The 1316-nt window shown below is 63.8% G+C and carries 1 protein-coding gene; it reads right to left on the reverse strand.

Annotation, left to right across the window (positions count from 1 at the left end; all coding sequences use genetic code 11):
• Positions 1–1316, reverse strand: a 1316-nt coding sequence (gene glmS, locus J0I79_RS33910; protein WP_292870200.1) for a glutamine--fructose-6-phosphate transaminase (isomerizing), incomplete at both ends; no start/stop codon positions are given.

The raw sequence follows: 1316 nt of genomic DNA on the forward strand, positions 1-1316 counted from the left end.
GACTTGGCGAGATTGCGGGGCTGGTCGACGTCGGTGCCCATGAAGACGGCGGCGAAATAGGCCAGCATCTGGATCGGCAGCGCATAGATGATCGGCGAGATGAGTTCCGGCACGTCCGGAAGCACGATCGTCTCCATCGTCTTCAGGCTCACCTGCGCCGCGCCCTTGGCGTCGGTGATCAGGATGATTTTGCCGCCGCGCGCCGCCACTTCCTGCATGTTCGACACGGTTTTCTCGAAAATCCGGTCATGCGGCGCGATGACGATGACCGGCATGTTCTCGTCGATCAGCGCGATCGGGCCGTGTTTCAGTTCGCCCGCCGCATAGCCCTCGGCGTGGATGTAAGAGATTTCCTTGAGCTTCAGCGCGCCTTCCATGGCCAGCGGGAAATTGGTGTCGCGGCCGAGATAGAGCACATCGGAATAGCGCGAGATCTCGCGCGCGATCCGTTCGATCTGCTCTTCGAGCTTCAGCACCTGGTTGGCGTAGCGCGGCGCTTCCGACAAAGCGCGCACCAACGCCTTCTCCTCCTCAGCCGAAATCGTGCCGCGCGCCACGCCGGCCCGCACGGCAAGCGAAGCCAGCACCGAGAGCTGGCAGGTGAAAGCCTTGGTCGAGGCGACGCCGATCTCCGGACCGGCCAGCGTCGGCAGCACGACATCGGATTCGCGCGCCATGGTCGATTCCCGCACATTGACCACCGCGCCGATCTTCATGCCCGCCTTGCGGCAATAGCGCAGCGAGGCCAGCGTGTCGGCAGTCTCGCCCGACTGCGAGATGAAGAAGGCGGCGTCGTTCTCCGACAGCGGCATTTCGCGGTAACGGAACTCGGAGGCGACATCGATATCGACCGGCAGCCGCGCATAACGCTCGAACCAGTATTTGCCGATCAGGCCGGCGAGATAGGCGGTGCCGCAGGCGGAGATCGCCAGCCGGCCGATCTTGGCGAAGTCGAAGGGCAGGTCGAGCGGCTTGGAGACGCCGGAGACGAAATCCACGTAATGCGCCAGCGTGTGCGAGATCACCTCGGGCTGTTCATGGATTTCCTTTTCCATGAAGTGGCGGCGGTTGCCCTTGTCGACCATGAAGCTGGTCGAGAGCGACTGTTGGCGCCTGCGCTCGACTTGTCTGCCGTCAATGTCGAAGATGGCGACGCCGTTGCGGCGCACCACCGCCCAGTCGCCATCCTCGAGATAGGTGATCGAATTGGTGAACGGCGCCAGCGCGATGGCGTCCGAGCCCAAAAACATCTCGCCGTCGCCATGGCCGACGGCCAGCGGCGGGCCGTTGCGGGCGCCGACGATCAGGTCCTCGTC

Source organism: Mesorhizobium sp., from assembly GCF_017306585.1.
Classification (GTDB): domain Bacteria; phylum Pseudomonadota; class Alphaproteobacteria; order Rhizobiales; family Rhizobiaceae; genus Mesorhizobium.